The following is a 26,851-nucleotide window of genomic DNA, read 5'->3' on the forward strand; positions in this document are numbered from 1 at the left end:
GACGCCGCCTATTTGGCGCCGTCCAGTATCCAGCCGACCATCACTGCTACGTCTTCGTCCTTCAGGTGCGCCTGGGCCGGCATGGGAACCGGGCCCCAGGCGCCTGCGCTGCCCGCCTTCACCTTGGCAGCCAGGCGCTGTGCCGCCGCCGTGTCGCCCTTGTACTTGGCCGCGATGTCCCGCAACGCCGGGCCGACGATCTTGTTGCCCACGCCGTGGCAAGCCATGCAGGCGTTCTGTTTCGCCAGCGCCTGGCCTCCGGCCGGCGCCTTGGACGCAGCAGGCGATGCGGCAGGGGACACCGCAGGGGACGCCGGGGCAACTGAGGCCACCGCCGCACCGCCGCTTCCCGCCTGCGCCTGACCCACCAGCGCCAGCTGGGACGCCGGCTGCGTCGTATCCACCCCGCGCACCGCGCCGACGCTGCGGTTCTGCGCCGATAAATCCCCGTGCACATTGCGCGCCGCCGCCGGCAGCTCGGAGCGCAGCTTCACGTCGCCGCAATTGCTCATGCAAGCCGTGCTGCGCACGTCCGCTTTGCCCTTCGCATCCCACATGCCGTGCGCCTGGGTCATGCCATTCCGGTTCGGCATGCGCGCCTGCACCTCGGCGATATTCCGGTCCGACAGCACGAAGTCGTCCGGCACCACTTCCGCCATGTTCAGGATGTACGCGGTCACTGCATACACCTCCTCCGTGGTCAGGCTCTTGGGCGCGGTCCACGGCATGGCGCGGTTGATATAGTCCCACAGCGTGGACACCGTGGCCACCTTCATCATGGTGGTGCGCTGCGGTTGTTTGTTGTCCCGCAGCGACGCCACGCGGCCGGACTTGACATCTTCCTTCGTTGTGCCCCCGACTATCGGCGTAAACACCTCGTTGGACTCGCCAAACGTGCCGTGGCAGGAAGCGCACTTCCCTTCCCACACCTCCATGCCCTTGACCACGCTGCCCGAACCCTTGGGCAGCCCCTTGAAGTCGGGCCGCACGTCGATATCCCACGCGGCCACTTCCTGCGGCGTTGCGGTCCGGCCCACGTTGGCATAGGGCGGCGCGGCCAGCAGCGTGCAAGAAGCGGCGGCGCACAGCAGCGCCACGGCGGCCTTAATAAACCTGGACATTCGACACCTCCCCGGACGCCGCCACCTGCCAAGACTGGATGGCATTGTTGTGATAAATGGAGCGCGTGCCGCGCACGGCACGTAGCTCGTTGATCTTCGGCTGCACATAGCCGGTTTCGTCGATGGCGCGGGCTTGCAGCACGGCCGGCGCGCCGTCCCAGGTCCAGTCGATATTGAAGCGCGTGAGGCACTTGGGCAGCAGCGGCGACTCCAGCCGCGCGGTGCGCCAGTTGCGGCCGCCGTCCGTGGACACATCCACGCGCTTGATCTTGCCGCGCCCGGACCAGGCCAGGCCGGTGATGTTGTAGAAGCCCGTATCGAGCAGGCGCTGGCCGGCCGACGGCGTGGTGATCACGGATTTGCACTCCTGGACCGAGGTGTACTGGCGGTACATCCCGTCCGGCATGGCGTCGATATAGTGGATGGCTTCGTCCTTGGTCGCATAGGGCTGGTCGCCCACCTCAATGCGGCGCAGCCACTTCACCCACGACACGCCCTGCACGCCCGGCACCACCAGGCGCAGCGGGTAGCCGTTCTCCGGGCGCAGCATTTCGCCGTTCATGGCCCAGGCCACGATCACGTCGTCCAGCGCGCGCTCGATGGAGATGGTTCGCGTCATGCCGGAACCGTCCGCGCCCTCGGCCAGCACGAAGCGGGCCGTCTTCTTGTCGTAGCCGCAGTCCTCCAGCAGCACCGACAGCGGCACGCCGGTAAATTCGCTGCAGCTCAGCATGCCGTGTGAATACTGCACCGAGGGCACCGCCACATTGCCCCACTCCATGGCAGTGTTCGCGCCGCATTCGATGAAGTGCATGCGCGACACCGACGGCAGGCGCATCAAATCGTCCATGGTGTAGATCTTCTGCTGGCGCACCAGGCCGTTCACCATGAGGCGGTGCTGGCTCGGGTCGATATCGTGCCAGCCCTGGTGATGGCGCTCGAAATGCAGGCCGCTGGGGGTGATGATGCCGAACAGGCTTTGCAGCGGGGTGAACGAGACCGAGGCCGCGTTCACCCGCGTCAGCCCCGGCGACTCGCGCCGCTGCAGCGCGCCTTCAAAGCGCGACGGCAGGCCGTAAGGCGTGCTTGCCACCGGCTTGCCCAGCGAAGTGGAATGCTCCGGCAGCTTGAGGATGGCCGGATCGCCGCCCGCCGCAGCCTGGGCCAGGGCCGTGCCGCTGGCCATGGCCGCGCCGGCGGCCAGGAAGCTCTTGCGCAGGAAGCTGCGCCGCTGATCGTTCAAGCCGTGGCTGGTGATATCCAGCGCCAGCTGGCTGTCCACGAAATTCTCGGGGGCGCGCAAGATGCGCCCTGCCTTCGGTGCTTCGCCCGCCATGCCGTCTCCTTGTTCTTATCAACTGCTTGAACTGGAGTATATGACTAATCACGCATATTTGTGAAACGAAATTTCGGCATGTGGCAGAAAAACACCGGACTCAGGCGCCGGCTGCGACCAGGATGGATTGGGGCTCGGGGCGCTCACCGCTGCGGGCCAGGATGTCGGCACTGACACGCGCGCACACGCTCTGGCAGATGCCCAGCGTGGCGGGGTCGTCGATGCGATAGTAGACCTGCGTGCCTTCTTTGCGGCGCGCCAGGATGCGGGCGCGGTACAGCATATTGATCTGGCGCGACACGTTGGCCTGGCTGGCCTCGATCTCGGCCACGATCTCGTTCACGGCGCGCTCGCCGTGGCACAGGCTGTGCAGGATCTTCAGGCGCGTGGGTTCAGACAGCAAAAAGAAGACGTTCGACACTTCTTCGAACAATTCGGCCATCTGCTCTTTGCTTAAGCGGTTATCCACGGAATTCTCATCAACGAAAAGAAGGACAATTATATACCGGGCGCCTTGCCGCCTCAGGGCTTGAGGTAGACAAAGCCCTCTTCCGCCTGCAACCGCGCCACTTCCGCCACGCCGGACGGCACAATCTTCGCTTCGGGCAGCAGCCTGGACTTGTCCAGCTTGCGCGCATCGAGCGTGTTTTTGCAGACGCGGAACTCCACCCCGCGGTCGGCCAGTTCCTGCACCGGAATGTCGTAGGGATTGCCGTTGGCGTTCTTCGCGCCGTCAAGCAGGAAGTCGATGCCGGGGCCATGCGTTACGACCACGATCTTGGCCGAGGGGCTGGCGTTCAGGTGATTGCGGATATTGTTCAACGCGCCCGTGGCCACGTCGCTGTTGCTGATATGGTAGACCACCTTAACCGGCGTGGCAGCCATGCAGGCCACGGCAAACAGCGCCAGCAGCACGGCCGCAAATGAGCGCAGCATCTTCATTTCATTCTCCTTGGTTGATCTTATTGTTTGCCCAGGCTCTCGCGCTCAAGCAGCAGATAGCTGCCGTAAGCATTGATGCGGTTGGCTTCCTTGAACGCAGGATACTGCGCAAAGCGGCTCCAGTCCACTTGCTGGTAAGCCTCGTCGAAAGTTTGCATGTCGGCCACCGCCTTGCCCATTTGCTCTCGCAGGTAGAGCAGATAGCTGGTGGTGAGCGCCAGGTCGGCCTGGGGCGTGGTGGACGCCGGGCCGTGGCCGGGGATTACCACCTTCGGCCCGGTGGGAAAGCGCGCCAGCGCCTGCAGCCACGCCTTGCTGTCGGCGTCGCCCACAAAAGGAATGCGGCCGGTGAAGAACAGGTCGCCCGCGAACAGCACCTGCGCCTCCTCGACATACAGCATCAAGTCCTCCGGCGAATGCGCGCCGCCCACGTCCAGCAGAGTGAAATGCATGCCGCCCAGTTCGAACTTGAGCTGCTTGTCCTTGCCGAATTCCAGCCAGCGGTCGGCCGGAAGCAGGCGGGTGGCGCCGTCCACCCACGGCGCCAGCGAGACGCGGCGCTCGGCCAGGCGGGTTTGTGTGAACTCGGATGCCAGCGTGGCCTTGCCGGCGCCATGCGCCCATATTTCCGCGCCCTGCTGCTTGAGTGCCTGCAGGCCGTAGAAGTGGTCGGCATGGTAGTGGCTCAGCACCACGCGGCGCACCGGCTGCGCGGTCACGCGCGCGATCGCGCGGACCATGGCAGCGCCCAGCGCGGGCGTGGCCAGCGCATCGAACACCACCACGCCATCGCGCGTGACCACAAAACCGGCGTTGGACATGAAGCCCTTGTTCTGCGCGCTGGCCATGCCGGCCTGCCCCTGGAAGTAATAGACCTGCGGCGCCACCTGGATCGGCGTCAGCTCGACCGGCGGCACTGATTCGGCGGCCTGCGCGCGCCCCGGCAGCAACGACAGCAACAGGAGCAACAGCGTCACCATGCCCGCCGCAGCGGCATATATGCGCATATGACTATCCTCGCAAGTTAGATGCTTTGCATCTTGCCACAAATGGGCGAGCTCAGTGAGAATCTGCGCATTTCGGGCTGCCGGCGGGATGCTATTCTCGGAAGTCCTCATAGATGAAAAGGACTTCCATGAAGCGCATTTCCAAATTTCTCGCGTGCGTGAGCTTGGCCGTCTGTATGTCGGCGCAGGCGCAAAGCGCGCAAGATATCGAGCAGGCCAAGGCTGCCGCCACGAGCTGGCTTGCTTTGGCGGACAGCAACCGGCATGCATCCACCTGGACCGAAGCGGCCGAGCCGTTCCGGAAAGCGGTGAGCCAGTCGGATTGGACGCAGACCCTGCAAGCCATCAGGACGCCCCTCGGAGCACTGAAAAGCAGGTCGGTGAAATCCGCCACGTTTGCCAAAAATCTGCCCGGCGGGCCGGAGGGGGATTATGTCGTGATCACTTTCGCCAGCGTGTACGCCAACAAGGCGGACACCGTGGAAACCGTGACGCCCGCGCGCACCAAAGACGGCAGCTGGAAGGTGTCCGGCTACTACATCCGATAGCCAGCTTCCGGCGAGCAGGCACGCCTCTGCGTCTTCACTCTGGCGCGGGCGCGTGCCGAGATGCAATAGTATCTCGTTGACAACACAATCCTGTTTGGCGCCGCCTTGGCCTACGCCTGCCAGGGGCGCGCGCTCCCCGGCCGAGGCAGCGGCATGCCGGCAGGCGGGAACGTGCGCGGCCAGTAAATCGGCTCCCTGCGGCAAGTTGCCTATACCGCAACGACATGAATCCCGCGAGAAGGGAGTGGGTCGTTTATAATTTCACCTATACACTTCTCACAGATTACCTACCCCATGGCTATTACCATCCATACCGCCGAAGACATCGAAGGCATGCGCGTTGCCGGCCGCCTCGGCTCCGAAGTGCTGGATTACATCACTCCCTTCGTCAAACCGGGCGTCACCACCGGCGAGCTGGACCGCCTGTGCCACGAGTACATGGTCAACGTGCAGGGCACCATCCCGGCGCCGCTGAACTATTGCCCGCCCGGCTACACGCCCTACCCGAAAGCCATCTGCACCTCCGTCAACGACGTGATCTGCCACGGCATCCCGGGCGACAAGGTACTGAAAAACGGCGACGTGGTGAACCTGGACATCACCGTCATCAAGGACGGCTACCATGGCGACAACAGCCGCATGTTCTTCGTCGGCGAACCGTCCATCCTGGCCAAGCGCCTGTCCGACATCACCTACGAGTGCATGTGGCTGGGCATTTCCAAGGTCAAGCCGGGCGCGCACCTGGGCGACATCGGCCACGTAATCCAGCAGCACGCCGAGAAAGCGGGCTACAGCGTGGTGCGCGAGTTCTGCGGCCACGGCATCGGCAAGGTGTTCCACGAAGAGCCGCAAGTGCTGCACTACGGCCGCCCCGGCACCCTGGACGAGCTGAAACCCGGCATGATCTTCACCATCGAGCCGATGATCAACGCCGGCCGCCGCGAAATCCGCGAAATGAACGACGGCTGGACCATCAAGACCAAGGACCGCAGCCTGTCCGCGCAATGGGAACACACGGTGCTGGTGACCGAAACCGGCTACGAAGTGCTGACCATGTCGGCCGGCACCCCGCCGCCGCCGGCCATCATCTCGGCACAAGCCGCAGCCCCGGCCGCCACGCCCGCCGCCGCCTGATCTGCGCATGCCAGCTGCCGCCATGAAGAAGGAGCTGCGTGAGCAGCTGAAAAGCCAGCTCAAAGCCGGCCGCCAGACCGTCATCGCCGGGTTCCGGGAAGACGGCATGCCCGAAAAGCTGCTGCGCAACCTGCGCCAAGTAGTGGACGGCGTGCTGTGCACCGCCTGGCAGGAGGCGGCGCTGCCGCCCGAAACCGCGCTGGTGGCGGTGGGCGGCTTCGGACGCGGCGAGCTGTTCCCCTATTCCGACGTCGACCTGCTGATCCTGCTGCACGAAACGCCGGACGCGGACACGCGCGCGCGCCTGGAAGAGCTGGTGCAACTGCTGTGGGACCTGGGCCTGGAGATCGGCTCCAGCATCCGCACGGTGGACGAGTGCATGAGCGAGTCGCAGGCCGACATCACGGTGCAAACCAGCCTGCTGGAAGCGCGCCTGGTGTGCGGCAACCAGGCCTTGTTCGACGAGATGCAGACGCGCTACAACGCGCAGATGGACCCGCAAGCCTTCTTCCACGCGAAAATGCTGGAGATGCGGCAGCGCCACGCGAAATACGAGGACACCCCCTTCAGCCTGGAACCCAACTGCAAGGAAAGCCCCGGCGGCCTGCGCGACCTGCAGGTGATCCTGTGGATGGTGAAGGCGGCCGGCCTGGCCAGTTCCTGGCGCACCCTGGCCACCAGCGGCCTGATTACGCAGACCGAAGCGAAGCAGCTGATGGAGAAGGAGCGCGCCTTCAAGGACATCCGCGTGCGCCTGCACCTGCACGCCGGCCGCCGCGAGGACCGCCTGGTGTTCGACGTGCAGACCGCCATCGCCGAAACGCTGGGCCTGACCGCGCAAGGCAGCGGCGCCCACATGCGCCGCGCCAGCGAGTTCCTGATGCAGCGCTACTACTGGGCCGCCAAGACGGTGACCCAGCTGAACACCATCCTGCTGCAGAACATCGAAGCGCAGCTGTTCCCGCAGCCTTGCGAGCAGACCCCGATCAACGCCCGCTTCAATGAAGTGAACGGCTTTATCGACATTGCAGCGGACGACACTTTCGTGCAGACGCCGTCGGCCATGCTGGAAGTGTTCGTGCTGATGACCGAGCGCCCCGCCCTGAAAGGCATGACGGCCCGCACCACGCGCGCGCTGTGGCACGAGCGCTTCAAGATCGACGCGGCCTTCCGCCACGATCCGGTGAACCGCGCCTATTTCCTGCGCATCCTGCAGGCGCCGGTAGGCATGCTGCACGCGCTGCGGCGCATGAACGAGCTGTCGCTGCTGGGCCGCTACCTGCCCAACTTCCGCAAGATCGTCGGCCAGATGCAGCACGACCTGTTCCACGTCTACACGGTGGACCAGCACATCCTGATGGTGGTGCGCAATATGCGCCGCTTCACGATGACCGAGCACGCGCACGAATACCCGTTCTGCAGCCAGCTGATGGCGAACTTCCCCAACCACTGGCTGCTGTACGTGGCTGCGCTGTTCCACGACATCGCCAAGGGCCGGGGCGGCGACCATTCCAAGCTGGGCGTGGCGGACGCGGCGCAGTTCTGCCAGGACCACGGCATGAACGAGACCGACACCGAACTGGTGACCTTCCTGGTCGAGCAGCACCTGACCATGTCGCAAGTGGCGCAGAAGCAGGACCTGTCGGACCCGGACGTGATCGAAGCCTTCGCCAAGCTGGTGAAGGACGAACGCCACCTGACCGCGCTGTACCTGCTGACGGTGTCCGACATCCGCGGCACCAGCCCCAAGGTATGGAACGCCTGGAAGGCCAAGCTGCTGGAAGACCTGTACCGCATCACCCTGCGCGTGCTGGGCGGCGAGCCGCATTCGGCCGACCGCGAACTGAAGAACCGCCAGGAGGAGGCGCTGGCCACGCTGCGCCTGTACGGCCTGCCGCCGGACGCGCACGAGCCGCTGTGGAAGCAGCTCGACATGGCCTACTTCCTGCGCCATGACGCCTCCGACATCGCCTGGCAGACCCGCGCGCTGTATGACCGCATGGACAGCGCCAAGCCGGTGGTAAAGTGCCGCCTGGCGCCCATCGGCGAAGGCTTGCAGGTGGCGGTCTACGTACAGGACCAGCCGGACCTGTTCGCGCGCATCTGCAGCTATTTCGACCGCAAGAACTTCAGCATCCTGGACGCAAAAATCCACACCACGCGCCACGGCTACGCGCTGGACACCTTCCTGGTGACGGAGCAGAATTTCGCCAAGAGCTACCGCGACATCATCAGCCTGATCGAGCACGAGCTGTGCGAGCTGCTGCAGTCGCAGGCCGAGCTGCCGGCGCCGACCAAGGGCCGCTTGTCGCGCCTGTCGCGCACCTTCCCGATCCAGCCGACCGTCGACTTGCGGCCGGATGAACGGGGCCAGTACTACCTGCTGTCGGTGGCGGCCAACGACCGCACCGGCTTGCTGTATTCGATCGCCAACGTGCTGACCAAATACCGCATCAACCTGCACACGGCCAAGGTGATGACCCTGGGCGAGCGGGTCGAGGACGTGTTCCTCGTCGACGGCGCCGCGCTCAACAACGCGCGCAACCAGCTCCAGCTGGAAACCGACCTGCTGGAAGCGCTGAAGGTTTAACCCCACGGCGGGTTACGGCTGCGCCTAACCCGCCCTACGGGCACCATGGTCCTTTGCCATGGCCGTAGGGCGGGTTAGCGTAGCGTAACCCGCCAACAACGAACGAAAAAAATGTCTGAAGAACTCTTACGCCTGTCCAAACGCATGTCCGAACTGGGCTTGTGCTCCCGCCGCGAAGCCGATGAATGGATCGCCCGCGGCTGGGTGCGCGTGGACGGCCAGGTGGTGTCCGAACTGGGCACCAAGATTTACCCGAGCCAGCGCGTCACCGTCGAGCGCCAGGCCGCTGCCGAGCAGTCCAAGCGCGTCACCATCCTGATCAACAAGCCGGTCGGCTTCGTCAGCGGCCAGGCCGAGGACGGCTACACGCCCGCCATCGCCCTGATCAAGCCGGAAAACCGCTGGGCCGAGGACGACGCGCCCGAGAATTTCCACCCCACCCAGCTGCGCAGCCTGGTGCCCGCCGGCCGCCTGGACATCGATTCGGTCGGCCTGCTGGTGCTGACCCAGGACGGCCGCGTCGCCAAGACCCTGATCGGCGAGCACACCAACATCGACAAGGAATACCTGGTGCGGGTACAGTACACCAAGGACGGCAAGCTGCCGGACGCGGACCTGAAAAAGCTCAACCACGGCCTGTGGATGGACGGCAAGCCGCTGTTGCCGGCCAAAGTGCGCTGGCAGAACGACGACCAGCTCAGCTTCACGCTGCGCGAAGGCAAGAAACGCCAGATCCGGCGCATGTGCGAGATGGTGGGCCTGAGGGTGGTCGGCCTCAAGCGCGTGCGCATCGGCAAGGTGAAACTAGGCAACCTGCCGGAAGGCCAGTGGCGCTACCTGCGTGCGGATGAGCAGTTTTAGCCACACACTTGCATGCAAAATGGGTTTTCCTTGCTATGTGGCAAGCCAAAGTCCTGATATGCTTGTAAACTACCCGGACCGGTCTGTTACCGCCCCTTATCAAAGAGACACCAGCTGTGAACGATCCAATCCCTAACGAATTCCGCAAAGGTCCCCCCCGGCTGCAAGACGCCGTGGAACCCATTGCGGCGGGTTCCAAACCGCACGAGATTACGGATGTGGATGATATCGGCGATTCGCTGGCTATCCTGGCGGAAAACGGCGACGCGGTGTCGATCTATCCTTCGACCAGCACGGACGTGGTGCTGGGGCGCATCCAGTCGGTGTCGGACGACCAGCCGCGCTTTGTGCTGGAGCTGAACGAAGGCGAGAAACTGCCGCCGGGCGAAGCCACCTTCGTGGCCTGGCTGCGCAGCGCCAAGCTGCAGTTCACCTTGTCCGATCCGGCCTGGAATGGCATGCCGGAACAGCCGCAGCTGATCCCGCTGGAATTCCCCGAGCGCTGCCAGGTGCTGAACCGGCGCGCCACGGCGCGCCTGGAAACGCCGCTGGGCGTGTATTTCACCGCCTCGTTTGTCCTGAACGGCAAGCCTTACGAATTGCAGCTGTACGACTTTTCGCAGGGCGGCGTGGGCATGCGCTGCGCGCCGCGCGACGCGCAGGGTTTGCACGTGGGGCGCAAGCTGCAGCGCGTGCGCCTGGAACTGGGACCGGACGCGGTAATCATCGCCGACCTGGAGATCCGCCTGTCGCGCACCTACCGCTCCTTCCTGCTCGGCGAGCAGGTGCAGATCGGCTGCCAGTTCCTGAATATGTCCGAGAGCATGAAGGACGACCTGGCCAAGCTGATCGACAAGATGAACAGCCGCCATAAACGTTAAACACAAACGTTAAACACGAGCGCTAAACCAGGCGCGCCAGCGGCAGCGCCACTTGCACCAGCAAGCCGCCCCCTTCCCCATCCAGCAAGCCAATCCGGCCGCCATGGCGCACTGCCGCCGCCTGCGCGATGGCCAGGCCCAGGCCGCTGCCGCTCTGGGTTTGCGCGGGGTCGCGGAAGAAACGGTCGAACACGCGCTGGCGCAAGGCCGGCGCGATGCCGGGCCCTTGGTCTTCCACCGTCAGTAGCGCGGTTGCGTTGGCGTTGGCGTTGGCGTTGGCGATGGCGTTGGCGCCCGTGCCGGCGGCGTCCAGGCGCCGCAATCCCACCCGCACCACGCCGCCGGCCGGCCCGTACTTGATGGCGTTCTCCACCAGGTTGTCCACCAGCGAAATCATGCTTTCGCGCTGCCCTTGCACGGCCACGTCCGGCTCGGCCGCCAGTTCCAGCTCCACTCCGCGCGCGGCCGCCAGGGCGGACAGCACAGCCAGGCGGTCCTGCAGCAGCGCGTCCAGCGCCACGCGCTCTACCGCCTCGCCGGCGGTGGCATCGCTGCGCATCAGCGTGAGCAGCTGGCTCACCAGCCGGGTGGCGCGCCGTACGCTGCTGACGATCCCGGTCAGCAGCTGCTTGTCGCGTCCCTCCTCGGCCTGGCCCAGCAAGGCTTCCACGTTCACCCGCATGGCCGCCAAAGGCGTGCGCAGTTCGTGCGCCGCGTCCGCAATGAAGCTGCGCTCGCGGGCCTGGCTCTCGGCCACGCTTCGCATCAGCGTGTTGATGCTATCCACCATGTCCGACAGTTCCTGGTGCCGGTCGCTATAGCCCAGCGCGGCCAGGTTGTGCGGGCCGCGCCCCGCCACTTCGCGCGCCACCTTGCTCCAGGGCCGCAGCGCCAGGCGGATCGACAGCCAGGCCGGCAGCAGCAGCACCGGCAAGCTGAGCACCAGCGGCAGCAGGTAGAAGCCGCGCGAATTGAGCGTCACGAACACGAACCAGCCGCCGGCCGGCATCATCACCGTGACCAGCGTGCCGGTGCCGGGCGCGCGCATGGTGCGGGCGCGCCAGCGGCGCTCGCCACTGGCCATCATCACCACCTTGTTCAAGACTTCCGCGTGGCGCGCGCCCTCGGGCGCTTTGGGCGAACGGAACACTTCGCGCCCACCCTGGCTCACCAGCATGCTGACCGCCAGGATGGGATCGCCCATGCCGTAGCCGGCCGTGGTGGCGGCGTCCAGCAGGGCAAGCGTCTCGCGCTGGCGATCGGGCTGGCCGGCCAGATTGTCGGCCACGGCCAGCACGGTGCGGTACAGATTGTCCTCATGCATGGCGGCCTGGTCGTTGCCGGTCTCGTAGGTGATGTAGCCGGTGAACATGGTCCACAGCAGCGTGAGCAGCACCAGTTGCGCCAGCAGCAGGCGGCGCACCAGGCTGGGCCGGGCGATGCGGCGCCACAGGCCGCGCAGCGGCCAGCTCATGCGCGCTCCGCGCCGCCAGGCGCCCGGGCGTCGATCACATAGCCCACGCCGCGCACGGTGCGCACATAGCCCTCGCCTATCTTGCGGCGCAGGTTGGCCATGTGCACGTCCAGCGAATTGCTGGCGTTGGCCTGCGCACCGGGCAAGGCCTGCTCTTCCAGCATGCGGCGCGTCACCACGCGGTCGGCGCGCATCATCAGCATTTTCAGCAGCTCGTATTCGCTGGCGGTGAGGTCGACCGGCTTGCCGCCCGCACTCACGCGGCGCGTGGGCGCGTGCAGTTCCAGTCCGCGCAGCTCCAGCGTTTCGCCATCGAAGCCGTAGCTGCGGCGCGCCAGCGCACGCACCCGGGACAGCAGCTCGGCCAGCTCGAAAGGCTTGACCAGGTAGTCATCGGCGCCCGAATCGAGGCCGCGCAGGCGGTCGCCAAGGGCGTCGCGCGCGCTCAGTATCAGCACCGGCAAGTCGCGCCGCTCGCGCCGCAGGCGGGTCAGCAAGGACATGCCGTCGCCGTCCGGCAGGCCCAGGTCCAGCAGCACCAGGTCGCAGCCGCCGCTCTCCAGGTGACGCGCCGCGTCGTCCAGCTGGCGGGTCCAAACCACCTCCATGCCCTGGTCGGCCAGCGCGATGCGCACGCCGTTGCCCAGGTCCAGGTCGTCTTCTATCAGCAGTATCTTCATGCCCTACATTAGAGCACGGCAAACTGAAGATCAGCTAAAGCCTTGTCTTCATGGAATCTTCACAAACGGTTCAGGTTGGCTTCATGCCACGTCATCACACTGCAGGCCTTCCCAACTCATTAACGACAATTGGAAACCCTGATGAAGACCTGCAATCTGAAACTGATCCCCGTGCTGTTTACCCTGCTGAGCGGCGGCGCCTTTGCCGAGGACCGCAACGCGCTCACCGTGGGCGCCGGCGTGGCGCTGGCGCCGCGCTACTCCGGCTCGGACGAGAACATGGCCGTGCCCCTGCTGGCGGTGGACTATTCCATGGCCAACGGTTTCTACGCCAGCACCATGCGCGGCCTGGGCTACGGCGGCGCGGCCGGCCCGTTCAGCTACAGCGCGGCGCTGGGCTACCGCGCACCGCGCAAGGAGGACGGCAAACTGCCCTTCGGCGGCAAGGCCAGCAAATACCTGCGCGGCATGGGCGACGTGAAAGGCAGCGCCACCGCCAACCTGAGCCTGGGCTACGCCCTGTTCGACGGCCTGGACATCAATCTGCATACCGCCCAGACGCTGAGCGCGCGGGAAACCGGCAGTACCTACGGCGCCGGCCTGAGCGGCACGCTGTTCAAGGGAGAAAACGACACGGTCACGTTGAGCCTGGGCTTCGAAGTGGCGGACAAGAAGTATGCGCAGGCGTATTACGGTGTCACCGCGCAGCAGGCGCTGAAATCGGGCTACAAGGTGTACAAGCCGAAGGCCGGCATGTACCAGGCGGACGTGACGATGAGCTGGCAGCACAAGCTGAACGAGCGCTGGGGCGTGACGGGCATGGTGGGCGCGAGCAGCCTGCTGCGCGACGCAGCCAACAGCCCGCTGGCGCGGCGCACCACCTCGCCCACGGCGGCGGTGTACGCCAGCTATGCGTTTTGAGCGGCCGGCCGTACCGGTAATGCGGGCGCTGCCGGCACTTCCGAAAAGGCCGGGCTATCCCTGCGCTAGCGCAGGGCGGCCAGCCTTTGCTGCTGATGGCTGGCGTCGTTCTGCAGCATGGCGGCGCGCGCCGCGCGCAGCGTGATGGCGTCGCGCTCCAGCTGGCGCACCGGGGCCCGCTGCAAGCCCGCTGGCTGCGCGGCATAGGCGGATTGCGCGCGGACTGCCGACGGCAGCTCGTCCGCAGTGAGCACAATGCGCGTGATGGCGCGCACCGGCTGCGCGGGGCGCGGCTCCGCAGCGGGCACATTCACGGCCATGGGCACGGTATCGGCCAGGGAAGCGCTGTCCTGCTGGCCTGCGGCACCGGCAGGCATGGCGGGAGCAATGGCCATGATGAGCGCGGCGCTCAGCAGCGCACGGATCGGGCTTGGTATGGATGGGTTCATGGCTGCCTCCTGATGGAATGGCTCCATGATTGCGCGCCGCCGGGCCCGCTTCTGTGCGTGGGCGCACGGACCGGGCGGCAGCGGGACGCAGTCCTACAGGGGACGGTGCTTATTTTTTACAATCGCACACATCCTGCCCTTTATCGAACACTATGCGCCACTTACCGGGGGCTTCCTGGCGCCACACTGAGTTGAAACGCGCGATCAGCTTGCCCTTCGGGTCATACACCGGGCCGGAAGAATGGGCCAGCGTGCCCGAGTCGATCACATCCACCTGGTCCGGCTCCCACGAAAACGGCGCTTCCCTGCCTTCATAAAACTTCTTCCAGAAAGCCGTCACCTGCTCTTTGCCGCGCAAGGGCACAGGACCTGAATAGAACACGGTTTCATCGGACAGGAAAGTGCTGAAGGCGGCCAGGTCGCGCTGCTGCATGGTGGCGGCGAAGGCGCGCTCGGTGTCGGCCACCTGCTGTTTCAGCTCGGCGTTGGACGGCGCCGCGCCCGCGGCGGCCGAAGCCAGCGCGAGCGCGGTTGTGAAGGCAAATCGGGCAAGGCTCATCGATATTCCCCTGGGGTCGGCGAGCCTCCGATACTACGCCGTTTTGCCGGCTTAGTGGCCCTCGGACGCGTTGAACATGGACTTGGCGTAGATCAGGCCCAGGCCATAGCCGCCGCCGTGTGCGATGGAGGTGGCCACGGTTTCATCGTAGGTCTCGCCGCGTGCCCAGTCGCGCTGCAGTTCCAGCAGGTATTGCAGCGAGGTGATGGGCCTGGCGCCAGCCTGTATCATGCGCTGCATGGCGCGCTCGTGCGCTTCGTCGGTGACGTCGCCGGAAGCGTCGGCAATCACGTACACTTCAAAGCCCTGGTCCAGTGCCGACAACGCCGGGCCGACAATGCATACCGAAGTCCACAGCCCTGCCAGCACGATACGGCCACGGCCGATTTCGTTGACGCGGTCGGCGATGCGCTGGTCTTCCCAGGTGTTCATGCTGGTGCGGTCGATCGGCTGCTGCTCGGGGAACACGGACTGGATCTCGTCGAAGATCGGGCCGGAGAAGCTTTTCGCCGCCACCGTGGTGAGAATGGTGGGCACCTTGAATTCGCGCGCCGCCTTGGCCACCAGCGCCGCATTATTGCGCAGCACGTTGATGTCGATGGATTTGGTGGCGAAAGACATCTGGGACTGGTGGTCGATCATGATCAGGGTGTGATCGTTGGCGTTCAGCAGTTCTTTACCTGGTTGGGCTTTTGCGAATGGCATGGTAGTTCTCCTTTAGGTTGTACATCGATTTTTTCGAAGGCTTTCTGCGTCTTCCTCTGTGTGCAGTGCCGATGAAGTGAAGTATGAACCTGTGCAAAGGAAAATAAAAACGGAAAAAATGCCGCCCTATTATCGAATTTTTCGAATTTGCCTTTCATCCGGAATCGGAGTATAAAGAATCCAGAAACGGAGGATTTATGCAAGCCGCCTATGCCTATCCAAGAAGCCGCTTTGAACCGGTCATCCCGGTGGACCTGAATGCCCGGGAAGAGCGCGAGCGCCTGTCCAAATCGGCGCTGACCGCCTTCTTCCGCCTGGTCGAGGCCTGGTCCGTGCGCGAGAGCGACGCCCGCGAACTGCTGGGCGGCCTGTCCAGCAGCAGCTACTACGACTGGAAGAAGAACCCTGACCGGGTGCTGGAAGTGGACCGCATCACGCGCATTTCCTACCTGGTGGGCATCTACAAGTCGCTGCACATCCTGTACGGCGACCAGCTGGCCGACCGCTGGGTCACGCTCCCCAACAAGAACATCATCTTCGGCGGCCGCACGCCGCTGGCCTATATGCTGGGCGGCGGCCTGCTGGCCATGCAAACGGTGCGCAAGCTGGTCGATGCGCGGCGCGGCGGGCTTTGATGGCGCCACCGCTGCCTCCCCTCACCCTGCTGCGGCAATTCGACACCTGCCGCCTGATCCAGTCGCGCTTCGCCGACGTGGAAGATTCCGTGCTGGCCCCGCTGGCCGGCAGCGAAGACGAACTGCACGACCTGTTCGACCTTGACAACGCCACCAATGCGCGCCTGATCGCCGAACACGGCGGCGCGCCCGGTATCGGCATCGACGAACTGGTGTTCCGCGTGCCGAACTACCGCATCATCAACGCCGCCTTTACCTACGCCCGTCCGGAAGGCAGCCGCTTCAACGACGGTGAACGCGGGGCGTGGTACTGCGCCTTCGACATCGACACGGCGCTGGCCGAAATCACCTTCCACAAGACCGTGGAATACGCCGAAATCGACTACTTCCACGACAGCGTAAGCTACCAGTGCATGCTGGCCGACTTCACCGCCCAGTTCCACGACCTGCGCCGCAGCGAGGACTATCCGGAATGCCTGGACCCGGCCAGCTACGTGCAGTCGCAGCGGCTGGCCGAACGGCTGCTGGAGGAAGGCTCCACCGGCGCGATTTTCCCCAGCGTGCGGCGGCCCGGCGGCACCAACCTGGCCTGCTTCCGCCCCGCGCTGGTGGGCAATGTTCGCAAAGGGGCGGCCTATCGGTTAACATGGGAGGGAGCGCCCGAACCGCGCATTTCCCTACTATGAGCTTTACCATGCAAACCAAACCTGAAAAAGACCTCGAACTGCACGCCAAGATCAACCGCGAAACGGCCCGCCTGCCGTGGAGCGAGCTGGTCAAACACTTCGCCTCCGGCACCGTGGTCTGGATCGCCGACGAACTGGACCTGGTGGACGTGGCTGTGCGCATCTCGCACGACGACAAGGCCAGCATCACCCAATGGATGGCCGCCGGCCAGATCGCCAAGGTCTCCGACGATCAAGCCCAGCGCTGGAACGACAGCAACGCCAGCCTGTGGGCCAGCGTGGTCAGCCCCTTCATCCTGGTGCAGCAGGAAAAAGGCAAAACGCACTAAGGCAGCACCGAAACCGGGACCGCCGCCTCAGCGGCAGTCCAGCGGGCCGAAGTGTTCGGCCAGCGTGCGCCCCAGTCCCCTTTCGACGGAATCCTCCACCTGGCGCGCCAGGCTGGCCGCCTCGCGCGCGGCCTGGCGGTCGCGCTCGTCTTCCTCGTCGTCCGGCATGCCGCTGTTGACGGCCACGCCGCCGAACACGAACTCGCGGTACACATCGGCCAGCGTCAGCTTCTCCGAATTGGCCAGCAACACCCAGTTGTCGGCCCCCTCGCTCACGCGCTTGCCCCACTGGACGCGCGGCGGCGCCTCCGCCTTCACCTTGCCCACCCAGCCCTGCGCCTGCATGCGTTCCAGCAGCGCATCCATCTCGTCGTAGCCCATGCGCGTGGCCTGGCGGATGGCGGCCGAATTGACCAGGGCCGTGTCGCCGCAATGGCCCGCCACGTGCAGCACCTTCAGGATCGCCATGGCGTCCACGAACTCGCCGCCTGGCATCGCCTCATGCCACCAGCGCTCGTACTTCACCACCGGCAGCGCCGCCGTAAACAGCGCGCCCACCAGCGTAATCAGCCAGGACAGGTAGATCCACAGCAGGAACAGCGGCAGCGCCGCAAGCGCGCCGTAGATGCGCGAATAGGTCGGGAACTGCGTGATGAAGACCGCGAAGCCGCGCTTGGCCAGCTCGAAGAACAGCGCGGCCATCAGCCCGCCCCACAGCGCGTCGCGCCAGTCCACCTGGCGGTTCGGCACCACCACATACATCAGCGTGAAGCCGGCCGTGGTGGCGGCGATGGACAGCACGGTGTAGAGCAGCGCGCCGAGCACCGGCACATTGCCCACCAGGTCGCTGGTGGCGATATATACATGGGTGGACATGCTGAGCGACACGCCCACCAGCACCGGCCCCAGGGTCAGGATGGCCCAGTACACCAGGATGCGGCGGGTCCAGCTGCGTTCTGCCTTCACGCGCCAGATGCGGTTGAAGACGCGCTCTATCATGCCCATCATGGCCACCGACGTCAGCACCAGCGCCACTGCGCCCACCGCCGACAGCCGCGTGGCCTTGGCCGCGAACATGGTGAGGTTGTTCAGGATGGGCGTGGCGATCTGCTTCGGCATCACGCTCTGCGCGAAGTACACTTCCAGCGCCTTGCGCAGCGCGGCGAACATGGGGAAGGTGGTGAAAATGGCCAGTGCGATGGTGAGCAACGGCACCAGCGCGAACACCGTGGTAAAGGTCAGGCTGCCGGCGACCTGCGGCAGGCTCTCCTCCTTCAGCCGGCGGCGCGCAAACAGGAACATGTCGCGGATCTCGTGCCACGACAACTCGCGCAGCACCGCGGAAATTGGATGAATAAACTTGGAAAACATTGAATCCTGTATCAAAAGCCTTGTGATTGCGAGAGCCCGGCATGCCTGCCCGACTCCAAAGCGCCCTATAATACCAAGATGACCACACCTGATCTGATAATTCTTGTCCTGTACTATTCGCGCCATGGCGCAACCCGCAAGCTGGCCGAGCTGATTGCCCAGGGCATCGACGCGGTGCCGGGCTGCGAAGCGCGGCTGCGCACCGTGCCGGCCGTGTCCACCGTGGCCGAAGCCACCGCGCCGGACGTGCCGCCGGACGGCGCGCCTTACGTGGAACTGGACGACCTGCGCGAGTGCGCGGCGCTGGCACTGGGCTCGCCCACCCGCTTCGGCAACATGGCCTCGGCCATGAAGTACTTTTGGGACGGCACCTCGGCCGAGTGGCTGTCCGGCTCCCTGGCCGGCAAGCCGGCGTGCGTTTTTACCTCCACCGGCAGCCTGCACGGCGGCCAGGAGTCCACGCTGCTGACCATGATGATCCCGCTGCTGCACCATGGCATGCTGGTGATGGGCCTGCCCTACACCCAGGCCGAACTGATGACCACCGCCAGCGGCGGCACGCCCTACGGCGCCAGCCACTGGTCCGGCCTTGACGGCAACAAGCCCTTGACCGAAGATGAAAAACGCCTGGCCACGGCGCAGGGCCGGCGCCTGGCCGAGACGGCGCGCAAGCTGCAGGGGGCATGATGGAAACCACATCGCAAAAGTTCTTCCACCGGGGCGCGATCGCCAGCATGGTGCTGCTCATCCTCTGGTGCGTGGCCTGGGAAGTGTGGCTGGCGCCGCTCAAGCCGGGCGGTTCCTGGATGGCGCTCAAGGCCGCGCCGCTGCTGTTCCCGCTGGCCGGCATCATCAAGCGCGACGTGTACACCCTGCAGTGGACTTCCATGGTGATCCTGCTGTACTTCACCGAAGGCGTGGTGCGCGGCTGGAGCGACATCGGCCACCTGTCCGCGTGGCTGGGCTGGGGCGAGGCGCTGATCGTGGCGGTCTACTTCATCTGCGCCGTGATGTACGTGCGGCCCTACAAGAAGGCGGCCAAGCAGCTGACCAAGGACTTGCTGGACAAGGTCAACCGGGTGAATTCCGCCAAATGAGTTCAGCCCAATGAGTTCAGCCCAATGAGTTCAGCCCAATGAGTCCGGCCTCCATCGCCATGCGGCACGCCTTCCTGGCCCATTGCCGCACCCTGCTGGGCGGTGCCCATGTGTACACCGGTGCGGCCGACATGGCCCCCTTCCTCACCGACTGGCGCGGCCGCCACACCGGCCTGGCGCTGGCGGTGGTGCGGCCGGGCAGCGTGCAGCAGGTGGCGGACGTGGTGCGCGCCTGCGCGCAATGGGGCATACCCGTGGTGCCGCAGGGCGGCAACACCGGCCTGGTGCTGGGCGGCGTGCCCGATGCCAGCGGCGACGCGGTGGTGCTGTCGCTGGCGCGCCTGAACAGCATCCGCGGCACCGACGCCCTGAACCGCACCATGACCGTGGACGCCGGCTGCATCCTGCAGCAGGTACAGGAAGAGGCGGCGGCCCACGACTGCCTGTTCCCGCTGTCGCTGGCGGCCGAGGGCAGCTGCACCATAGGCGGCAACCTGTCCAGCAACGCGGGCGGCACCGCCGTGCTCCGCTACGGCAACGCGCGCGAACTGTGCCTGGGCCTGGAAGTGGTGACGCCGCAGGGCGACATCTGGAACGGCCTGCGCGGCCTGCGCAAGGACAATACCGGCTACGACCTGCGCGACCTCTACATCGGCGCCGAGGGCACGCTGGGCATCATCACCGGCGCCGTGCTGAAACTGTATCCGCAACCGAAAGCCTGCATCACGGCGCTGGCGGCCCTTCCCTCGCCCGCCGCCGCGCTGCGCCTGCTGGCGCTGATGCAGGACTATTGCGGCCCCAGCCTGACCGGCTTTGAACTGATGTCCGCCTTCTGCCTGGAACTGGTGGCCGCGCAGTTCCCGCAGCTGCCGCGCCCCTTCAGCAGCGAGCACGCGCAGTACGTGCTGCTGGAACTGTCCAGCAGCGAATCGGAGCAGCACGCGGTGGGCCTGCTGGAACGCGCCATCGACGCTGCCCTGGAAGGCGCCGTCATTGAAGACGCGGTGGTGGCCACTTCCGTCGCGCAGTCGCGCGGCCTGTGGCAGCTGCGCGAGCACATCCCGCTGGCGCAGGCCAAGGCCGGCAAGAACATCAAGCACGACATTTCGCTGCCCGTCTCCAGCATTCCCGACTTTATCGCCAAAACCGCGCCGCAGCTGCAGCAAGCCTTCCCCGGCTGCCAGCTGGTGTGCTTCGGCCACCTCGGCGACGGCAACCTGCACTTCAACGTGGCGCCGCCGCACGGCATCGCCAACGAAGCCTTCCTGGCCAACCAGGACGCCGTAAACCGGGTGGTGCACGACAGCGTGGCCGGCTTTGGCGGCTCGATCTCGGCAGAACACGGCATCGGCGCGCTGAAACGGGAGGAGCTGGTGCGCTACAAGTCGCCGCTGGAGCTGAACCTGATGCGCGCCGTCAAAACGGCATTGGACCCGCAGGGCATAATGAACCCCGGGAAAATCCTATGACAACACCACGCGCTCTCACCGCCCTGCTCATGCTCTGCGCCGCTACTCCCCAGGCGGGCGCGCAGACGATACACAAGTGCACGCTGGACGGCAAGGTCACCTACACCGAACAGCCTTGCGCGGGCGGCACGGTGATCGCCGTACCAAACGCGCCGGCGCCTGCGTCCGACAAGTCTGCCGCCGCAGAACTGAAAAGCGCGAAAAAACAGGCCGACGCGCTGGAGAAGGACCGCCACAAGCGCGAAGCGGCCAGCGAGCGGGAAGACGCGGCAGCGAACCGCGCGGCGGCGGCGCGCCACCAGAAATGCGACAAACTCCGGCTCGACAAGAAATGGGCCGACGAGGACCTGCGCCGCGCCCAGCCCCAGCATGAGGAGCGCGCCCGCATCAAGGCGCAGCGCGCAGCCGAGAAACTCAATTTGTCGTGCGCCAGTTGAGCCGTTCCAAATCCACCACCCTGTCTGCCGCAGCGTCCCTGCGCAAGCTTTCTCGCTGGCTGCTGCTGGGCGAATGGCGCGCGCACCCGGTGCGCGCCATCACGGCCATTGCCGCCATCGCCATCGGCGTCTCGCTCGGCTTCGCCATCCACCTGATCAATGCGGCCGCCTTCAACGAATTCTCGTCGGCCATCAAGAGCCTGTCCGGCCAGGCCGACGTGCAGGTCACGGGCGCGGAAGCCACCTTCGACGAACAGATTTATCCTTTCCTGGCCGAACGCGCCGGCGTGGCGGTGGCCTCGCCCATCCTGGATGTGCAGGCCTCGGTGCCGGGCCAGCGTTCGGCCTTGCAAGTCATCGGCCTGGACCCGTTCCGCGCCGGCTACGTCACGCCCGACCTGCTGGGCGCACCCGCCGGCGAGCAGGTGGCCGATGCCTTCGCCGACGACGCCATCTTCCTGTCGCCTGCCGCGCAAGCCTGGCTCAAGCCGCAGGACGGCGTGCTGGCGCTGCAATCGGGCACGCGGGAAGTGAGGCTGCGGGTGGCCGGGCCGCTGCAGCGCGTGCGCGCCGGCCAGCGCCTGGCCGTGATGGACATCGGCGCGCTGCAATGGCGATTGAGCCGGCTGGGCCAGCTCTCACGCGTGGACCTGAAACTGCGCAGCGGCGTGGACCGCGAAGCGTTCAAGGCCCAGCTCGCGCGCGACCTGGAACGCGCGCATCCGGGCCGCTTCCACGTCGGCAGCCCGAACGACGAAGACCAGAACAGCCGCAACAACAATATGAGCCGCGCCTACCGCGTGAACCTGAGCGTGCTCGCGCTGGTGGCCCTGTTCACGGGCGCCTTCCTGGTGTTCTCCACGCAGGCGCTGTCGGTGATGCGGCGCCGCAGCCAGTTCGCGCTGCTGCGCGTGCTGGGCATGGAGCGCGGGCGCCTGCTGCGCCAGATCCTGCTGGAGGGCTGGGCGCTGGGCGTGGCCGGTTCACTGATCGGCATCGCGGCCGGCTACGGCCTGGCCGCCGCCGCGCTCAGCCTGTTCGGCGGCGACCTGGGCGCCGGCTATTTCGCCGGCGTGCAGCCGCAGGTGCAGTTCACGCCGGTGGCCGCACTGGTGTATTTCGCCCTGGGCGTCGGCGTGGCCATGCTGGGCTGCGCGGCGCCGGCCCTGGAAGCGGCGCGCGCCACGCCCGCCGTAGCCCTCAAGTCCGGCAGCGAGGAAACCGCCATGGCGCGCCTGGCGCGGGCCTGGCCCGGCGTGGCTTGCCTGTCCGTGGCGGCCGTGCTGTCGCAGCTGCCGCCGGTGTGGGAGCTGCCGGTGTTCGGCTATCTGTCGATCGCGCTGATGCTGGTGGGCGCCATCGCGCTGATGCCGCGCCTGTCGTCCACCGTGTTCCGTTTCCTGCACGCGCGCTGGAGCGCCGCCGCGGCGGGCCGCGCGGACAGCTCGCCCGTGCTGGCGCTCACGCTGGCGCGGCTGGCCAACGCCTCCGGCCAGGCCGGCATCGCGCTGGGCGGGGTGCTGTCCAGCTTCAGCCTGATGGTGGCCATGGCCATCATGGTGTCCAGCTTCCGCGTGTCGCTGGACGACTGGCTGCTGCAGATCCTCCCCGCCGACCTGTACGCCAGCAGCGCCAGCGGCGGCGGCACGGCGGGCCTGAACCCGCGCGAACAGGAGCAGGTACGCGCCCTGCCCGGCGTGGCCCGCGTCGATTTCCTGCGCCTGCGCGGTGTGAGCCTGGCACCCGAGCGCCCGCCCGTGCTGCTGATGGCGCGCGGGATCGAACCGGCCAACGCGGACAAGGTGCTGGCCATGGCCGGTCCCACCTTGCCGGTGCCCGAGGGAATGCGCCCGGTGTGGGTGTCCGAGCCGATGTCGGACCTGTACGGCGTCAGGGCCGGCAACATCCTGAAACTGCCGCTGCAGGGCGGGCAGCATGAATTCTTCGTGGCCGGCGTGTGGCGCGACTATGCCCGGGCCTCGGGCTCGGTGCAGATGCGGCTGGCGGACTACCGCGCCATCACGGGCGACATGGATATCAACAGCACGGCCATCTGGCTGGCCAAGGATGGCGATGGGGAAGACAACATGGAAAAGGTCAAAGCGGCCCTGAAGGCGCTGCCCTTCGGCGCTTCCCTGGAACTGAGCGCGCTGTCGGAACTGCGCGCCATGAGCCTGAAGATTTTCGACCGCAGCTTCGCGGTGACTTATCTGCTGGAGGCCATAGCGATTATTATCGGGCTGTTCGGCGTTGCCGCCACCTTCTCGGCGCAGACGCTGGCGCGCTCCAAGGAATTCGGCATGCTGCGCCATATCGGCGTGACCCGCCGGCAGATCCTGGCCATCCTGGCGCTGGAAGGGGGCGCGCTCACGGGCCTGGGCATCGCCACCGGCGCGGTGCTGGGCTGGGTCATCAGCCTGGTGCTGGTGTTCGTGGTCAATCCGCAGTCCTTCCACTGGACCATGCAGATGCACCTGCCATGGCCGCTGCTGGGCAGCGTGGCCTCCGCGCTGCTGGCGGCGGCCGCGCTGACGGCACTGCTGTCCGGCCGCCAGGCCTTGTCCGGCGCGCCCATCCGCGCGGTTCGGGAGGACTGGTGATGCTGCGCGCCCTGGCCCGCCGCGCCTGCGCCACGCTGGCCGCCCTGGCTGCCCTGGCCGCCGCGCTCACCGCCCCCGTCCCTGCGCCGGCGGCAGCGCCGCAGTTCGCGCCCGTCACGCCGCTGCCGGCAGGCCAGGCGCTGGCCTTCCCGCAGGACTTCGGCGCCCACCCGGACTACAAGACCGAGTGGTGGTACGCCACCGGCTGGCTGAAAACGCCCGACGGCAAGGACCTCGGCTACCAGGTCACTTTCTTCCGCCGCGCCACGGACTTCGACCGCGCCAACCCCAGCAAGTTCGCGCCGCAGCAGCTCATCATCGGCCACGCCGCGCTGTCCGACCCGGCCCAGGGCAAGCTGCTGCACGACCAGCGCAGCGCCCGCGCCGGCTTCGGCCTGGCCTACGCCAAGGCGGGCGACACCGACGTCAAGCTGGACGACTGGCGCATGGCGCGCCGGCCCGACGGCAGCTACCTGGTCACCCTGGCCGCCGCCAGCTTCACGCTCAAGCTCACGCTTGCTCCCACCCAGCCGGTGCTGCTGCAAGGCGACGGCGGCTACTCCCGCAAGGGCCCGGACCCGCAGCAGGCCAGCTACTACTACAGCGAGCCGCACCTGAAAACCAGCGGCACCGTCACCCGCGCCGGCGGCAAGCCGCAAGCCGTGACCGGCGCCACCTGGCTGGACCACGAATGGTCGCAGCAGGTGCTGGGCAGCGACGCGGCGGGCTGGGACTGGACCAGCGCCAACCTGGACGACGGCGGCGCCCTGATGGCATTCCAGATCCGCAGCAAAACAGGTGCTAAACTATGGGCGCACGCGACATGGCGCGATGCATCCGGTAAGATCACGCATTACCCGCCGGACCAGGTCAGTTTTACCCCGCAACGGCGGTGGCGTTCGCCCCGCACCAATGCCGAGTATCCCGTCGCCACCCAGCTCGCCACAGGCAGCACGCTGTGGCACATTGCGCCCCTGCAGGAAGACCAGGAGCTCGATTCGCGCCGCAGCACGGGCGCGGTGTACTGGGAAGGCGCGGTCACGGTCAGCCGTGACGGCGCGCGCGCCGGGCGCGGCTACCTGGAACTGACCGGCTATGCCAGTCCCATGAAATTATGAATACGCTTACGAATAACAATACGATGACCGACAGTATCAACAGCAATGCCAGTGCAGCCGCCGCGCCGTCTACTCCCAGCGAATCCCGCGAACTGAAAAAAGGCAGCCTGGCCGCTTTCAAGGGCCTGCTGCCCTTCCTGCGTCCCTACCGCAAGCAGTTCGCCATGGCGGGCGTGGCGCTGGTGGTCGCCGCCGGCGCCACGCTGGCCATTCCGGCCGCCTTCAAGCAGATGATAGACTTGGGCTTCGGCGCCTCGGCCGGCGTGCGCAGCATCGAGCACGTGAACCTGGTGTTCCTGGCGCTGTTCGGCGTGGCCACCGTCCTGGCCCTGGCCACGGCGGCGCGCTTCTACACCGTGTCCTGGCTGGGCGAGCGCGTCACGGCCGACATCCGCAGCGCTGTGTACCGCCACGTGGTCACGCAAAGCCCGGAATTCTTCGAGACCACGCAGACCGGCGAGGTGCTCTCGCGCATCACCACCGACACCACCCTGATCCAGGCCGTGGTGGGCACCAGCATCTCCATGGCGCTGCGCAACGTGCTGCTGTTTATCGGCGGCCTGGCCATGCTGTTCGTCACCAGCGTGAAGCTCTCGTCCATCATCATCGGCCTGCTGATCCTCACCGTGCTGCCCATCGTGATGTTCGGCCGCCGCGTGCGCAAGCTCTCGCGCGACTCGCAGGACCGCATCGCCGACGCCTCCGCCGTGGCAGGCGAGATCCTGAACGCCATGCCCACGGTGCAGGCCTTCACCCATGAAAAGATCGAGACCGACCGCTTCGGCGCCTCGGTGGAGGGCGCCTTCGTTACCGCCATGAAGCGCATCCGCGCGCGCGCCATGCTGACCGCGCTGGCCATTGTGCTGGTGTTTGGCACCATCGTGTTCGTGCTGTGGCTGGGCGCGCACGCCGTGCTGGAAGGGAGCATGACCGGCGGCGACCTGGGCCAGTTCATCCTGTACGCCTCCATCGTGGCAGGCGCCATCGGCGCGCTGTCCGAAGTGATGGGCGAAGCCCAGCGCGCGGCCGGCGCCACCGAGCGCCTGCTGGAATTGATGTCGGTCCGTTCCGAGATCCAGTCGCCGGCCCATCCGCTGGCGCTGCCGCCGCGCGCCGCCAACGGCGCCTCCCTGACACTGTCCGACGTCACCTTCAACTACCCTTCGCGCCCCGAGACGGCCGCGCTGGCGCACCTGTCGCTGGACATCAAGCCCGGCGAAACCGTGGCCGTGGTGGGCCCGTCCGGCGCCGGCAAGACCACGCTGTTCCAGCTGTTCCTGCGCTTCTACGATCCGCAGGCGGGCGCCATCAAGCTTGACGGCGTGGACATCCGCCAGCTCGACCTGCACACCCTGCGCGACGCCATCGGCATCGTGCCACAGGACACGGTGATCTTCTCGACCGACGCCATGGAAAACATCCGCTACGGCCGCGCCGGCGCCACCGACGCCGAAGTGATCCAGGCCGCCAAACTGGCGGCGGCGCACGAATTCATCGAACGCCTGCCGAACGGCTACCAGTCCTTCCTGGGCGAGCGCGGCGTGCGCCTGTCCGGCGGGCAGCGCCAGCGCATCGCCATCGCGCGCGCGCTGCTGAAGAATCCCCCGTTGCTGCTGCTGGACGAAGCCACCAGCGCGCTGGACGCGGAATCGGAACGCCTGGTGCAGGGCGCGCTGGAAGCGGCCATGCAGGGCCGCACCACCGTCATCATCGCGCACCGCCTGGCCACCGTGCAGCGCGCCGACCGCATCATCGTCATGGAAGACGGCAAGATCGTCGAGACCGGTACGCACGCCTCGCTGGTGGCGCTGGGCGGCATCTACGCCAATCTGGCGGCGCTGCAGTTCCACAACGTACATATCGCACATTGATTGCACACTGAGCGCGTACAAACAAAAAGG

At 66.3% G+C, this 26,851-nt stretch carries 27 protein-coding genes; 16 read left to right on the top strand and 11 right to left on the bottom strand.

Annotation, left to right across the window (positions count from 1 at the left end):
- Positions 1–8: 8 nt before the first annotated feature.
- The 5 genes from ASC94_RS03740 to ASC94_RS03760 all read right to left on the bottom strand — a co-directional run bounded on the left by ASC94_RS03740 (position 9) and on the right by ASC94_RS03760 (position 4,406).
- Positions 9–1,121 (bottom strand): c-type cytochrome, encoded by a 1,113-nt coding sequence (locus tag ASC94_RS03740; RefSeq protein WP_056390898.1) that lies wholly within the window; start codon positions 1,119–1,121, stop codon positions 9–11.
- The gene (gene soxC / locus ASC94_RS03745; RefSeq protein ID WP_056390901.1) at positions 1,105–2,457 is read right to left on the bottom strand and encodes a sulfite dehydrogenase; all 1,353 of its coding nucleotides are present in this window, start codon (positions 2,455–2,457) and stop codon (positions 1,105–1,107) included. Before soxC ends, ASC94_RS03740 begins: the two co-directional genes overlap by 17 nt.
- A gap of 100 nt (positions 2,458–2,557) precedes the next feature.
- Positions 2,558–2,926, bottom strand: coding sequence for a helix-turn-helix transcriptional regulator (locus tag ASC94_RS03750; RefSeq protein WP_229417151.1), 369 nt, complete (start codon positions 2,924–2,926; stop codon positions 2,558–2,560).
- 53 nt (positions 2,927–2,979) lie between these two features.
- The gene (locus ASC94_RS03755; protein ID WP_373888099.1) at positions 2,980–3,393 is read right to left on the bottom strand and encodes a DsrE family protein; all 414 of its coding nucleotides are present in this window, start codon (positions 3,391–3,393) and stop codon (positions 2,980–2,982) included.
- A 26-nt stretch (positions 3,394–3,419) separates the two neighbouring features.
- Positions 3,420–4,406 carry an MBL fold metallo-hydrolase gene (locus tag ASC94_RS03760; RefSeq protein WP_229417152.1) on the bottom strand — a complete coding sequence of 329 codons (987 nt, stop codon included), beginning with the start codon at positions 4,404–4,406 and terminating at the stop codon, positions 3,420–3,422.
- Between the two features lie 128 nt (positions 4,407–4,534).
- Between ASC94_RS03760 and ASC94_RS03765 the strand changes: the two genes are divergently transcribed.
- The 5 genes from ASC94_RS03765 (at position 4,535) to ASC94_RS03785 (ending at position 10,420) form a co-directional block, all read left to right on the top strand.
- On the top strand, positions 4,535–4,954 hold the full coding sequence (locus ASC94_RS03765; RefSeq protein WP_056390911.1) for a DUF4019 domain-containing protein: 420 nt from the start codon (positions 4,535–4,537) through the stop codon (positions 4,952–4,954).
- A gap of 294 nt (positions 4,955–5,248) precedes the next feature.
- Positions 5,249–6,088: a type I methionyl aminopeptidase gene (gene map, locus ASC94_RS03770; RefSeq protein WP_056390914.1), complete on the top strand. Its 840-nt coding sequence runs from the start codon at positions 5,249–5,251 to the stop codon at positions 6,086–6,088.
- Between the two features lie 7 nt (positions 6,089–6,095).
- Positions 6,096–8,678, top strand: coding sequence for a [protein-PII] uridylyltransferase (locus ASC94_RS03775; protein WP_056390916.1), 2,583 nt, complete (start codon positions 6,096–6,098; stop codon positions 8,676–8,678).
- 111 nt (positions 8,679–8,789) lie between these two features.
- Complete coding sequence (locus ASC94_RS03780; protein ID WP_200955534.1) at positions 8,790–9,539, top strand: pseudouridine synthase; 750 nt, start codon at positions 8,790–8,792, stop codon at positions 9,537–9,539.
- Between the two features lie 116 nt (positions 9,540–9,655).
- Positions 9,656–10,420 carry a flagellar brake protein gene (locus tag ASC94_RS03785; RefSeq protein WP_307718827.1) on the top strand — a complete coding sequence of 255 codons (765 nt, stop codon included), beginning with the start codon at positions 9,656–9,658 and terminating at the stop codon, positions 10,418–10,420.
- A 22-nt stretch (positions 10,421–10,442) separates the two neighbouring features.
- Here the strand turns inward: ASC94_RS03785 and ASC94_RS03790 are convergent, their stop codons facing one another.
- Both ASC94_RS03790 and ASC94_RS03795 read right to left on the bottom strand, forming a co-directional pair.
- Entirely contained in the window at positions 10,443–11,894 is a 1,452-nt protein-coding gene (locus ASC94_RS03790) for an ATP-binding protein (protein WP_056390922.1), read from the bottom strand.
- Positions 11,891–12,574, bottom strand: a complete 684-nt coding sequence (locus ASC94_RS03795; protein WP_056390925.1) for a response regulator — start codon at positions 12,572–12,574, stop codon at positions 11,891–11,893. Before ASC94_RS03795 ends, ASC94_RS03790 begins: the two co-directional genes overlap by 4 nt.
- A gap of 141 nt (positions 12,575–12,715) precedes the next feature.
- Between ASC94_RS03795 and ASC94_RS03800 the strand changes: the two genes are divergently transcribed.
- A complete protein-coding gene (locus tag ASC94_RS03800; RefSeq protein ID WP_056390928.1) occupies positions 12,716–13,495 on the top strand; it encodes a MipA/OmpV family protein in 780 nt (259 codons plus the stop codon).
- A gap of 65 nt (positions 13,496–13,560) precedes the next feature.
- On the opposite strand, the gene ASC94_RS03805 is transcribed toward ASC94_RS03800, so the two are convergent.
- The 3 genes from ASC94_RS03805 to ASC94_RS03815 all read right to left on the bottom strand — a co-directional run bounded on the left by ASC94_RS03805 (position 13,561) and on the right by ASC94_RS03815 (position 15,208).
- Positions 13,561–13,944, bottom strand: a complete 384-nt coding sequence (locus ASC94_RS03805) for a hypothetical protein (protein ID WP_056390930.1) — start codon at positions 13,942–13,944, stop codon at positions 13,561–13,563.
- A gap of 109 nt (positions 13,945–14,053) precedes the next feature.
- The gene (locus ASC94_RS03810) at positions 14,054–14,503 is read right to left on the bottom strand and encodes a DUF4440 domain-containing protein (RefSeq protein ID WP_056390932.1); all 450 of its coding nucleotides are present in this window, start codon (positions 14,501–14,503) and stop codon (positions 14,054–14,056) included.
- 51 nt (positions 14,504–14,554) lie between these two features.
- Positions 14,555–15,208, bottom strand: coding sequence for a hydrolase (locus ASC94_RS03815; RefSeq protein WP_056390935.1), 654 nt, complete (start codon positions 15,206–15,208; stop codon positions 14,555–14,557).
- A gap of 197 nt (positions 15,209–15,405) precedes the next feature.
- Here ASC94_RS03815 and ASC94_RS03820 point away from each other — a divergent pair, with 197 nt between their 5' ends.
- Genes ASC94_RS03820 through ASC94_RS03830 form a run of 3 tightly spaced genes read left to right on the top strand, consistent with a single transcriptional unit; the run spans position 15,406 to position 16,858 of the window.
- Complete coding sequence (locus ASC94_RS03820; RefSeq protein ID WP_056390938.1) at positions 15,406–15,843, top strand: antitoxin Xre/MbcA/ParS toxin-binding domain-containing protein; 438 nt, start codon at positions 15,406–15,408, stop codon at positions 15,841–15,843.
- Positions 15,843–16,529, top strand: a complete 687-nt coding sequence (locus ASC94_RS03825; RefSeq protein ID WP_056390941.1) for an RES family NAD+ phosphorylase — start codon at positions 15,843–15,845, stop codon at positions 16,527–16,529. The genes ASC94_RS03820 and ASC94_RS03825 overlap by 1 nt, the downstream gene beginning before the upstream one ends.
- A gap of 8 nt (positions 16,530–16,537) precedes the next feature.
- Complete coding sequence (locus tag ASC94_RS03830; RefSeq protein WP_056390944.1) at positions 16,538–16,858, top strand: DUF2288 domain-containing protein; 321 nt, start codon at positions 16,538–16,540, stop codon at positions 16,856–16,858.
- A gap of 27 nt (positions 16,859–16,885) precedes the next feature.
- Here the strand turns inward: ASC94_RS03830 and ASC94_RS03835 are convergent, their stop codons facing one another.
- A complete protein-coding gene (locus ASC94_RS03835; protein WP_056390948.1) occupies positions 16,886–18,229 on the bottom strand; it encodes a YihY family inner membrane protein in 1,344 nt (447 codons plus the stop codon).
- A gap of 78 nt (positions 18,230–18,307) precedes the next feature.
- On the opposite strand from ASC94_RS03835, the gene wrbA reads away from it, so the two are divergent.
- The 7 genes from wrbA to ASC94_RS03870 are packed head-to-tail and all read left to right on the top strand — an operon-like array spanning position 18,308 to position 26,821.
- Positions 18,308–18,916, top strand: a complete 609-nt coding sequence (gene wrbA, locus ASC94_RS03840; RefSeq protein WP_056390950.1) for an NAD(P)H:quinone oxidoreductase — start codon at positions 18,308–18,310, stop codon at positions 18,914–18,916.
- Positions 18,916–19,326, top strand: a complete 411-nt coding sequence (locus ASC94_RS03845; protein WP_056392101.1) for a DUF2069 domain-containing protein — start codon at positions 18,916–18,918, stop codon at positions 19,324–19,326. The genes wrbA and ASC94_RS03845 overlap by 1 nt, the downstream gene beginning before the upstream one ends.
- Before the next feature lie 38 nt (positions 19,327–19,364).
- Positions 19,365–20,795, top strand: a complete 1,431-nt coding sequence (locus ASC94_RS03850) for an FAD-binding oxidoreductase (RefSeq protein ID WP_229417153.1) — start codon at positions 19,365–19,367, stop codon at positions 20,793–20,795.
- Positions 20,792–21,232, top strand: coding sequence for a DUF4124 domain-containing protein (locus ASC94_RS03855; protein WP_082616128.1), 441 nt, complete (start codon positions 20,792–20,794; stop codon positions 21,230–21,232). The genes ASC94_RS03850 and ASC94_RS03855 overlap by 4 nt, the downstream gene beginning before the upstream one ends.
- Positions 21,229–23,832 carry an FtsX-like permease family protein gene (locus tag ASC94_RS03860; RefSeq protein ID WP_229417154.1) on the top strand — a complete coding sequence of 868 codons (2,604 nt, stop codon included), beginning with the start codon at positions 21,229–21,231 and terminating at the stop codon, positions 23,830–23,832. Before ASC94_RS03855 ends, ASC94_RS03860 begins: the two co-directional genes overlap by 4 nt.
- Entirely contained in the window at positions 23,832–24,950 is a 1,119-nt protein-coding gene (locus ASC94_RS03865) for a lipocalin-like domain-containing protein (RefSeq protein ID WP_082616130.1), read from the top strand. Before ASC94_RS03860 ends, ASC94_RS03865 begins: the two co-directional genes overlap by 1 nt.
- A gap of 23 nt (positions 24,951–24,973) precedes the next feature.
- Complete coding sequence (locus ASC94_RS03870) at positions 24,974–26,821, top strand: ABC transporter transmembrane domain-containing protein (protein ID WP_056390956.1); 1,848 nt, start codon at positions 24,974–24,976, stop codon at positions 26,819–26,821.
- Positions 26,822–26,851: the final 30 nt, after the last annotated feature.

This window comes from Massilia sp. Root418 (genome assembly GCF_001425265.1).
In the GTDB taxonomy this organism is placed as follows: Bacteria; Pseudomonadota; Gammaproteobacteria; order Burkholderiales; family Burkholderiaceae_D; genus Rugamonas.

Excerpts from the sequence above, each read along its gene's own strand:
- ASC94_RS03755 (WP_373888099.1), bottom strand. The coding sequence starts at position 3,393 with ATGCTGCGCTCATTTGCGGCCGTGCTGCTGGCGCTGTTTGCCGTGGCC.
- ASC94_RS03865 (WP_082616130.1), top strand. The coding sequence starts at position 23,832 with ATGCTGCGCGCCCTGGCCCGCCGCGCCTGCGCCACGCTGGCCGCCCTG.
- ASC94_RS03805 (WP_056390930.1), bottom strand. The coding sequence starts at position 13,944 with ATGAACCCATCCATACCAAGCCCGATCCGTGCGCTGCTGAGCGCCGCG.
- ASC94_RS03820 (WP_056390938.1), top strand. The coding sequence starts at position 15,406 with ATGCAAGCCGCCTATGCCTATCCAAGAAGCCGCTTTGAACCGGTCATC.
- ASC94_RS03740 (WP_056390898.1), bottom strand. The coding sequence starts at position 1,121 with ATGTCCAGGTTTATTAAGGCCGCCGTGGCGCTGCTGTGCGCCGCCGCT.
- ASC94_RS03855 (WP_082616128.1), top strand. The coding sequence starts at position 20,792 with ATGACAACACCACGCGCTCTCACCGCCCTGCTCATGCTCTGCGCCGCT.
- ASC94_RS03800 (WP_056390928.1), top strand. The coding sequence starts at position 12,716 with ATGAAGACCTGCAATCTGAAACTGATCCCCGTGCTGTTTACCCTGCTG.
- ASC94_RS03845 (WP_056392101.1), top strand. The coding sequence starts at position 18,916 with ATGGAAACCACATCGCAAAAGTTCTTCCACCGGGGCGCGATCGCCAGC.
- ASC94_RS03835 (WP_056390948.1), bottom strand. The coding sequence starts at position 18,229 with ATGTTTTCCAAGTTTATTCATCCAATTTCCGCGGTGCTGCGCGAGTTG.
- ASC94_RS03760 (WP_229417152.1), bottom strand. The coding sequence starts at position 4,406 with ATGCGCATATATGCCGCTGCGGCGGGCATGGTGACGCTGTTGCTCCTG.
- ASC94_RS03825 (WP_056390941.1), top strand. The coding sequence starts at position 15,843 with ATGGCGCCACCGCTGCCTCCCCTCACCCTGCTGCGGCAATTCGACACC.
- ASC94_RS03815 (WP_056390935.1), bottom strand. The coding sequence starts at position 15,208 with ATGCCATTCGCAAAAGCCCAACCAGGTAAAGAACTGCTGAACGCCAAC.
- ASC94_RS03795 (WP_056390925.1), bottom strand. The coding sequence starts at position 12,574 with ATGAAGATACTGCTGATAGAAGACGACCTGGACCTGGGCAACGGCGTG.
- ASC94_RS03850 (WP_229417153.1), top strand. The coding sequence starts at position 19,365 with ATGAGTCCGGCCTCCATCGCCATGCGGCACGCCTTCCTGGCCCATTGC.
- ASC94_RS03830 (WP_056390944.1), top strand. The coding sequence starts at position 16,538 with ATGCAAACCAAACCTGAAAAAGACCTCGAACTGCACGCCAAGATCAAC.
- soxC (WP_056390901.1), bottom strand. The coding sequence starts at position 2,457 with ATGGCGGGCGAAGCACCGAAGGCAGGGCGCATCTTGCGCGCCCCCGAG.
- map (WP_056390914.1), top strand. The coding sequence starts at position 5,249 with ATGGCTATTACCATCCATACCGCCGAAGACATCGAAGGCATGCGCGTT.
- ASC94_RS03780 (WP_200955534.1), top strand. The coding sequence starts at position 8,790 with ATGTCTGAAGAACTCTTACGCCTGTCCAAACGCATGTCCGAACTGGGC.
- ASC94_RS03775 (WP_056390916.1), top strand. The coding sequence starts at position 6,096 with ATGCCAGCTGCCGCCATGAAGAAGGAGCTGCGTGAGCAGCTGAAAAGC.
- ASC94_RS03765 (WP_056390911.1), top strand. The coding sequence starts at position 4,535 with ATGAAGCGCATTTCCAAATTTCTCGCGTGCGTGAGCTTGGCCGTCTGT.
- wrbA (WP_056390950.1), top strand. The coding sequence starts at position 18,308 with ATGACCACACCTGATCTGATAATTCTTGTCCTGTACTATTCGCGCCAT.
- ASC94_RS03790 (WP_056390922.1), bottom strand. The coding sequence starts at position 11,894 with ATGAGCTGGCCGCTGCGCGGCCTGTGGCGCCGCATCGCCCGGCCCAGC.
- ASC94_RS03870 (WP_056390956.1), top strand. The coding sequence starts at position 24,974 with ATGACCGACAGTATCAACAGCAATGCCAGTGCAGCCGCCGCGCCGTCT.
- ASC94_RS03810 (WP_056390932.1), bottom strand. The coding sequence starts at position 14,503 with ATGAGCCTTGCCCGATTTGCCTTCACAACCGCGCTCGCGCTGGCTTCG.